The organism is uncultured Campylobacter sp. (assembly GCF_938018145.1).
Taxonomy (GTDB): Bacteria; Campylobacterota; Campylobacteria; order Campylobacterales; family Campylobacteraceae; genus Campylobacter_A.
The window spans coordinates 1-8,998 of the sequence record NZ_CALIII010000448.1; the positions used below are offsets into that span (position 1 = coordinate 1).

Annotated in this window: 7 protein-coding genes; all 7 read right to left on the minus strand. The window is 50.7% G+C overall.

Annotated features, from left to right (window positions below):
• Positions 1-3,084, minus strand: a 3,084-nt coding sequence (gene carB, locus Q0338_RS10470; RefSeq protein ID WP_298086670.1) for a carbamoyl-phosphate synthase large subunit, incomplete at its 3' end; no start/stop codon positions are given.
• Entirely contained in the window at positions 3,084-3,839 is a 756-nt protein-coding gene (gene mreC / locus Q0338_RS10475; protein WP_122872828.1) for a rod shape-determining protein MreC, read from the minus strand. The genes mreC and carB, both read right to left, overlap by 1 nt.
• A complete protein-coding gene (locus tag Q0338_RS10480) occupies positions 3,829-4,866 on the minus strand; it encodes a rod shape-determining protein (protein WP_002947212.1) in 1,038 nt (345 codons plus the stop codon). The genes mreC and Q0338_RS10480 overlap by 11 nt, the downstream gene beginning before the upstream one ends.
• 8 nt (positions 4,867-4,874) lie before the next feature.
• The gene (gene clpX / locus Q0338_RS10485; RefSeq protein WP_298086671.1) at positions 4,875-6,107 is read right to left on the minus strand and encodes an ATP-dependent Clp protease ATP-binding subunit ClpX; all 1,233 of its coding nucleotides are present in this window, start codon (positions 6,105-6,107) and stop codon (positions 4,875-4,877) included.
• On the minus strand, positions 6,107-6,895 hold the full coding sequence (gene lpxA / locus Q0338_RS10490; RefSeq protein ID WP_298086672.1) for an acyl-ACP--UDP-N-acetylglucosamine O-acyltransferase: 789 nt from the start codon (positions 6,893-6,895) through the stop codon (positions 6,107-6,109). Before lpxA ends, clpX begins: the two co-directional genes overlap by 1 nt.
• A 10-nt stretch (positions 6,896-6,905) precedes the next feature.
• The gene (gene fabZ / locus Q0338_RS10495) at positions 6,906-7,352 is read right to left on the minus strand and encodes a 3-hydroxyacyl-ACP dehydratase FabZ (RefSeq protein ID WP_122872832.1); all 447 of its coding nucleotides are present in this window, start codon (positions 7,350-7,352) and stop codon (positions 6,906-6,908) included.
• 135 nt (positions 7,353-7,487) lie between these two features.
• A complete protein-coding gene (locus Q0338_RS10500; RefSeq protein WP_298086673.1) occupies positions 7,488-8,564 on the minus strand; it encodes an epoxyqueuosine reductase QueH in 1,077 nt (358 codons plus the stop codon).
• Between the last annotated feature and the right edge of the window lie 434 nt (positions 8,565-8,998).

Sequence of the window (8,998 nt, forward strand, 5' to 3'; positions counted from 1 at the left end):
CTCTACGCCCGCGTCATTTAAAATTTTATACGTTCCGCCCGTGGCGATGATTTTAAAGCCGAGACTTATGAGCTCGCGCGCCAAATTTGCGGCGTATTTTTTGTCCGCGTCGGCAAGAGTTAAAAAGACTAGGCCGCTAGTAGGAAGCGAGTTGCTCGCGGCGATCTGGCTTTTTGCAAAGCTCTTTGCAAAATCACTTGATATGCCCATAACTTCGCCCGTGCTTTTCATCTCAGGACCTAGGATTAGATCCGCGCCTGAGAGCTTGTTAAACGGAAATACCGCTTCTTTTACGCAGACGTGGTTTTTCACGCGAGGCTTGAGTATGCCGCGCTCCTCGTAAACCGCGCCGTAGTTATCGTAAAATTTAAGCGCCTCGCGCAAATCGCCCTGCCACATCACGCGCGTGGCCACCTTTGCCATAGGAACGCCCGTTGCCTTGCTAACAAACGGCACGGTGCGGCTGGCGCGCGGATTTACCTCGATCATAAAAAGCTCATTCTGCCCGGTCGCTTCACTTCCCTCAGAAACATCGGCTTCGCCGTCGCTTTGCTTGTTTTCGTAGATGGCAAACTGGATGTTCATGAGCCCTACGACGCCCAAATTTAGCGCGATGTCGCGGGTTTGGTTTTCTACCTTTTCGATCATCTGCGCGGTCAAATTTAGCGGAGGCAATATGCACGCGCTGTCGCCGCTGTGGATGCCCGCCTCCTCGATGTGCTGCATCACGGCGCCGATATAGACGTCCTTGCCGTCGCTGATCGCGTCAACATCGAGCTCTACGGCGTCTTGTAAAAATTTATCGATTAGCACCGGCGAGTGGTTGCTGACCTTGACCGCCTCGCTCATGTATAGGCGTAGCTCCTCGTCGCTATGCACCCGTCTCATCGCGCGGCCGCCTAGCACGTAGCTAGGGCGCACGAGCACCGGATAGCCGATGGCAGCGGCCTTTTCTAACGCCTCTTTTTCGCTTGTCGCAGTGTCGTTTCGCGGCTGTTTGACGCCTATTTTAGAGATAAATTCGCTAAATTTTTTGCGGTCCTCGGCGACGTCGATCGTGCGCGCGCTGGTGCCGATGATTTTCGCGCCCGCTATGCTTAGGCGTTTGGCGAATTTTAGCGGCGTCTGACCGCCAAAATGCACGATCACGCCGTCTGGGTTCTCGTGCTCGATCACGGCTCTAACGTGCTCGAAATCGATCGGCTCAAAGTACAAAATATCGCTCGTGTCGTAGTCGGTGCTGACGGTTTCGGGGTTGCAGTTGTACATTATGGTTTTTACGCCCATGTCGCGTAGCGCGTAGCTAGCGTGCACGCAGCAGTAGTCAAACTCTATGCCCTGGCCTATGCGGTTTGGACCGCCGCCGATGATCATCACTTTTTTCTCTTTTTGCGCCGAATTTGAGCTCAAATTTGACTTGGCGAAATTTGATGCAAGATGCGGTAGTTTCGTGATATTCGTCGTCGAGTAAAGATACGGCGTGAGCGCCTTAAACTCGCCCGCGCAGGTATCTACCTCGTTGTATTCGAGGTTTATGCCCATTTTCTCGCGCGCGAAATAAATATCGTTTTGACCCAGATCAAGGTTGTCTTTTAAATTTATCAGATGCGCGATCATCTTGTCCGAAAAGCCCATCGTTTTAGCTTCGCGAAGTAGCGGCTCGTCGTTTAGGATGTCCATGTCGATACGCTCTTCAAATTTAACTATCTGCCAAATTTGATCCAAAAACCACGGATCGATCTTGCTCATCTCGTGCACTTCAGCCACGCTAAGCCCATCGCGAAACGCCTGCGCGACGTATAAAATGCGGCTTTCGTTAGCGTTTCTAAGCCCGTAAACAAGCGCGTTTTTCTCCAAATTTACGAAGTTAAATCCGTAATAGTCCTTTTCCATAGAGCAAAGCGCCTTTTGGATGCTCTCCTTAAACGTCCTGCCGATCGCCATCACCTCGCCCACGCTCTTCATCGCGGTGCCTAGATATGGGTTCGCGCCCGGGAATTTCTCAAACGTAAAGCGCGGGATCTTGGTCACGATGTAGTCGATGACGGGCTCAAAGCTAGCAGGCGTGCCCGTGATATCGTTTTTGATTTCATCCAGGCTAAAGCCCACGGCTAGCAGCGTCGCGACCTTGGCGATCGGGTAGCCCGTGGCCTTTGAGGCAAGTGCGGAGCTGCGGCTCACGCGCGGGTTCATCTCGATCACGATCATGCGGCCGGTTTTTGGATTTATAGCAAACTGCACGTTGCTGCCGCCAGTATCCACGCCGATCTCGCGTAAAATTTTAAAACTCGCGTCGCGCATCGCCTGATACTCTTTATCAGTTAGCGTAAGAGCCGGCGCAACCGTGATGCTGTCGCCCGTATGCACGCCCATCGGATCGAAGTTTTCGATCGAGCAGACGATGATACAGTTGTCGTTGCGGTCGCGGATGACCTCCATCTCGTACTCTTTCCAGCCTAGCAAGCTCTCCTCGACCAAAATTTCATGTATCGGGCTCGCGTCTAGGCCGGTTTGGGCTAGTTCTTTAAATTCGTCGATATTATACGCCACGCCGCTGCCTGCGCCGCCTAGCGTATAGCTAGCGCGGATGATGAGCGGAAAGCCGATATTTGCGGCTGCGGCTAACGCCTCGTCCATGTCGTAGGCGTACTGGCTTTGCGGCAAGTCCATGCCGATCTTTTGCATCGCCTTTTTAAACTCCTGCCTATCCTCGCCCTTTTTGATCGCTTGCGGGTTCGCGCCTAGAAATTTGACGCCGCCAAGCATGTCCGCCTCATATAGCTGCATAGCGACGTTTAGCGCGACCTGGCCGCCCATCGTAGGCAGTATGGCGTCGACTTTTTCTTTATCTATGATGCGCTTGATGCTCTCTTTGGTTATCGGCTCGACGTAGGTAGCGTCGGCGAAATCAGGATCGGTCATAATGGTAGCCGGGTTTGAGTTTATGAGTACGACACGGTAGCCAAGCTGCTTTAGCGTCTTTGCAGCTTGCGTGCCGCTGTAGTCAAATTCGCACGCTTGGCCTATGACGATAGGGCCGCTGCCGATGAGTAAAACGGTGTTGATGTCGGTTCTTTTTGGCATTATTTTTCCTTTGTTACGACGTATAGATACGAGGGGATGGTTATGCTTACGTATGGCTTTACGGCCGCGCTTTTATATAGGCTCTCTTGGATCACGCCAGTGACCTTGCCCACTGAAATCCCGCTGAAAAATATCCCGTCAAGCCCGCTCGTGACGACCTCGTCGCCCTCTTTTGGACTGAGCCACTGGGGGATAAATTTCACCGTTATTCCGTCTTTGCTCCCGTGCGCTATGCCCGGGATCTTTTCCTCGCCGATTGAAACGGCGAATATACTTTTTGGATCGTTTTGCAGCAAGGCCATTGGATTTCCGTCCTTGCTCACGACGATACCCGCACTCTTGCCTTGATAAATGAGTCCGTAAATTTTAGACTCGTCGTAGCCGCTAAATTTATCCAGCCAGACCTTGTCGTAGTCGCTGATATTTACATAGCTAAGGGCGCGCACGAGCTGGACTCTAGGCTCGTAGGCGGTCGAGTTTTTATCGACCAAAATTTCATTTAGCTCCTTTGCAAAGCTTGAAAGCAGAGCCGCCGATTTTTCTAGTTCGGCGTTTTGAGCGCGAAGCTGCTTTATCTCCTCGCGCTGCCTAAAATGCTCGTTTACGCCGTCTTTTACAAATTTGACCGCGTCGTCGTAGGCGGCGACTATGCGGTTGTTTAAATTTACGACGTATCCCGAGATGAGCGCGCCTCTATCAAGCGAAAAAAATACCAGCGCGCCGATAAGAGCGACGAATAAAATTTTACTCTTCATTTACGAGTTGTTGTAAAAATTTAATCTCCTCAAGAGCCTTGCCGGTGCCTCTAGCCACGGCTAGCAACGGATCATCCGCGACGAAAACAGGAAGCTTAACGATATCGCTTAGATATTTATCAAGGCCGCGGATCAGCGCTCCGCCTCCGGTTAGCACGATACCGTTTTCCACGATATCTCCGGCAAGATCGGGCGGCATCATCTCAAGCACGGTTTTTAGGGCGTCGGCGATCTCTTTTAGCGGTTCGCGCATAGCCTCGCGCACGTCTTCGCTAGTTAGCTCCACGCGGCTTAGTAGGCCGCTGATTTGGTCGCGACCTTTTACTACGATGCTAAGCTCCTCAGGCAGCTGTATCGCCGAACCGACGGAGATTTTGATATCCTCGCCCGCGCGCTCGCCGATTAGGAGGTTGTATTTTTCTTTTATGTAGTTTACGATGCTCATGTCGATTTTATCGCCAGCGGTGCGGATAGACTTGCTGATGACTAAACCGCCTAGAGACACTACCCCGATCTCGGTCGTACCGCCGCCGATATCGACGACTAGATTACCCTGCGGTTCACGCACGGGCAAATTTGCTCCGATAGCCGCAGCCATCGGCTCCTCGATCAAAAATACCTCTCTAGCTCCCGCGCTTAGCGCACTCTCGCGTACGGCTTTACGCTCGACTTGAGTTAGGCCGTAAGGCACGGAGATGATGATGCGAGGGCGCAGGAAGCTCTTTCTGCGGTGAGTTTTTTCGATGAAATAGCGGATCATCTTTTCCGTCATATCAAAATCCGCGATAACGCCGTCTCTCATCGGACGGATCGCCTCGATATCGCCAGGAGTTTTACCAACCATCTCTTTTGCTTCGTGGCCGACGGCTAAAATCTTTTGCTTGCCGTATTTTTCGCGTTGTACCGCGACTACAGATGGCTCGTTTATGATGATACCTTTATCTTTTACTAGAACTAGCGTATTTGCCGTGCCTAGATCGATACCCATATCGCTTGAAAAAAATCCTATTAGTTGGTCTAAAATCATCTGTATCCTTATGCGCTTATTTTATTGTTTTTTACGAAAATCGGCTTTTCTTTGCCGTTTACGACCTCTTTGGTGATCACCACGTCGTAGCCCGCAAGCTCCGGCAGTTCGTACATTATATCGGTCATCACCTCTTCCATTATGCTTCGTAGTCCTCTGGCTCCCGTTTTTCGCTCGATAGCTAGTTTTGCGACCTCTTTTAGTGCTTCGTCGTCAAATTTTAAATTTGCCCTATCTATCGCGAAAAGCTTTTGGTATTGTTTCAAGATCGCGTTTTTAGGCTCAGTTAAAATTCGCACCATATCGTCTTCGGTGATTTTATTTAACGTGGCCACAACGTGAAGTCTGCCGATGAGCTCCGGGATGAGTCCAAAATGCACCAGATCGTCACTCTCAAGCGCGTCTAGCAAATTTTCCCTATCATCTTTAGAGCGTTTGTCTTGACCAAATCCCAGCACGTTTTTACCGATCCTGCGCTCGATGATGTCGGCCAGGCCGTCAAACGCGCCGCCGCAAACAAAGAGGATGTTTGAGGTGTCTATCTGGATAAATTCCTGATTAGGGTGCTTTCTGCCGCCTTTTGGAGGGATATTTACGAGGCTACCTTCGATGATTTTTAAAAGCGCTTGCTGCACGCCCTCGCCGCTCACGTCGCGCGTGATCGAGCGGTTTTCGCTCATCCTGGCGATCTTATCTATCTCATCGACGAAAACTATGCCCTGCTCGGCGCGCTTTACGTCGCCGTCTGCGGCCTGTAAAAGGCGAGTTAGGATATTTTCCACGTCTTCGCCGACATAGCCGGCTTCCGTTAGACTAGTCGCGTCGCAGATAGCGATAGGCACGTCTAGAAATTTAGCCAGCGTCTGCGCCATCAGCGTCTTGCCGCTACCCGTAGGGCCGACGAGCAAGATATTTGATTTTGAGATCTCCGTATCATCCTCGATCTCGCCTTTTCTAAAAATTCTTTTGTAGTGGTTATAAACGCCGACGCTAAAGACCTTTTTAGCTTTATCTTGACCGATGACGTAGTTATCTAGCACCGCCTTTAGCTCTTTTGGCGTCAAATTTTGATAGTCTCTAGTTCGCTCTTCTTTTTCTTGCTCGCGGCTCTCCTCGCCGTAAAGCACCTTGTAAGCGGCGGTGATGCAGTGCTCGCATATAAACGCAGTCCCGTCTATATCGGCCAGCAGTCTCCTATCGGCAGACTCTACCTCGCCGCAAAAATTACATTTTCTCGCCATTATTCTCTTCCTTTTGCTAATGGGATACCGCGCTTGGTGCTTAGGATAAATTCGCACATTTTTCGCACCTGCTCTATCTGCGCTCTCTCTAAAAGCTCACTAGCCGCGGCTTTTAGATCCCCGCTTTTTCTAAATAAAAATTTATACGCCCTGTTTATCTCTTCGACCGTGTCTTTATCAAACCTGCGCCTGATACCGACTAAATTTAAGCTTCTGATATAGGCTCGGTTGCCTTCAGCCAGGCAAAACGGCACGACGTCCTGAGATAGCGCGCTAGCGCCCGCGATCATGCAGCTCTCGCCGACTCTCACGAACTGATGTATCGGCGTCATACCGCCCACGACGCTGTAGTCTCCAAGCTCCACGTGGCCCGCTAGAGTCGCGTTGTTTGCCAAGATGACGTTATTTCCTATGATGCAGTCGTGCGCGACGTGGCAGTATGCCATGATAAACGCGTTATCGCCGATGAGCGTGATCCCGTCGCCTTTGTGCGTGCCCGAGTTTATCGTGCAAAACTCGCGGATTGTCGCATTTTTGCCGATACGAACGCCCGTGTTTTCCTCGGCGCGGTAGCTCACGTCCTGCGGGATGTCGCCCACGATGGCGTAGCTGTAAATTTTACCGCCATCGCCGATATGCGTGTCGCCCACGATCCTAGCGCCTTGTTTTACGAGTACGCCGTCGCCTAGCACGGCGTCTTTGCTGACATAGGCATAGGCCTCGATCGTTACGTCCTCGCCGATCTTCGCGCCGTCCTCGACGACGGCTTGCGGATGGATATTTCTCATTTTGGCTCGCTTATTTATCTACGATCATAGCTTTTAGCTCGGCTTCGCACGATAGCGTGCCATCCACGTAGGCTTCGCCTTTTAGTACCCAGATGTTGCCTTTGTGTTTTAGCACCTCGAGGCGGTACTCGAGCCTGTCGCCGGGGCGTATCGGATGGCGAAATTTCGCTCCGTCGATGCTCATAAAATAAACGACTTTATTTTCGATATTTGCTTGATGCTCGTCGCTCATGCTCTTAAACGCGAGCACGCCGCCGGCTTGCGCCATGCCCTCGATGATCATCACGCCCGGATATATCGGGTGACCGGGGAAGTGCCCCTGGAACACGGGCTCGCCGATCGTGACGTTTTTATACGCGACGATGTGTTTAGCGGGCTCTAGCTCGGTCACTCGGTCGATGAGCAGAAACGGATACCTGTGCGGGAGTATTTTTTGGATTTCAACGATGTCGATCACTTTAAACCTTGTGAGTAAAATTTAAAGCCGATTTTAGCCAAATTTTGCTAAGAAAAAGATTATTGATTTAGCCGGGGCAAAATTTAGCCGCTAAATTTTCGCGCCCGCTTTTATCTCGAGCGCGCTAAATTTAGCTCAAATTTGCGCTACCAAAACCTCGCGGCTATCGTTATAAAGCTCGTCTTTAGCGTAGATTTCATATCTGCCCGCGCGAATTTCATCCAGCACGATTATAGGATTTTGGCTAAATTCTCCGCACAGCTCGCGGCGGATTTCTAGCTCGCGCGACACGGCGATAGGCCGGCGGCAAAGCTCGTTTACGCTAGCGAAATTTTCGCCTGAAAGCTCGTTAAATTTAGCCAAATTTAGTAGCATCACGCCGTCTCGCAGCTCGTCACAAATTTGAGCCGCCTCGCTCACGCTAAATTTGACGTTTTCGCGCTTAAAATGCGAGTAGAGCAAAAAATACGACGGCACGACCGAGCCGCCAAATTTGACGTAGGCGCGTAGCAGGCGGTAGTTTAGAAAATATTTGCGCGATAGATGAAACGGCGCGCCCGCAGCCTCGCACTCGCGTACCTTTTCATAAAGCTCCAGACGCTCCTCGATGCCGCCTGGCATCACTCGCCCGCTAATCTCGCTCATCAGCTCGCTAAGCGGCAGTTTTTGCGCCTCGCGCTGCTTGCTAAGCCCGAAAATACAGCCGCAGTAGTTTTGATGATAGAGTTTATCTTTTTTTGCAAGCTCAAACTGCGCGTTCGTGCCGCCGCCAGCGCGGTAGTCCACGGCAAAGGTTTCAAGGCCGTATTCGCCCGCAGCCTTATTTAGCGCGGCTTCAAGCTGCGAGAAGTCCTTTTTCGGGCTCATCAGCAGCGTCGTAGTGATGGATTTTTCGCCTAGTTCGCGCGCTTTTTTGGCCGAATTTCCCGCGCGAAAATCAAAGCAATAAGCACAGCGCTTGCCCTTTTCCGGTTCGTTTTCAAGCCCCTTTGCACCCTCTAGCCAGCTTTCATATTCGTATTCGCCGCAGATGAGCTCGACGCCTAGCTTTTCGCAGCTCCTTTTTACGTCGCGAAACCTCATCAAAAACTCGCTGTACGGATGGATATTTGGATCGTAAAAATAGCCGATTAGACGCTCGTGCGGGCGATCGGCGCGCAGGCGTTGCAGAAAATAGTGGCTGTCGACGGAGCAGCAAATATGAACTAACATTTTACCTTTCTACGGCTCGTCTCGCGGCGCTATACGTCGTTGTCTTAAAATTTTGCTCGGTCATTACCCGCACGGTAACTCCCGTCGCAAAATTTTCAGCCGCCTAGTCTAGCTGTGCGATACTTCGCCTTTTTTATTTAAATTCGTAACGGTCGTATGTTGCACTCTTGGTTAAAATACGCCTATTTTGTCTTGAATAATTTTTGCCGATTTTACTAAATTTAACTGCAAATTTCATTAAAGCTAGCAGCTTAAATTTAAAAACGCGCAGCGTGCTAAATTTTGACTAAACCAAATTTAGCGCCGTCAAGATGCGGGTTTCGGTGCGTAAAATTTGGTAAATTTGGTTTTAATTTTGAACGTAAAACGATAAGGCGAAGTATCGCGAGATGATTTTTCGAGTTTTGAAGCAAAATTGAGCGTGCGCTAGGCAT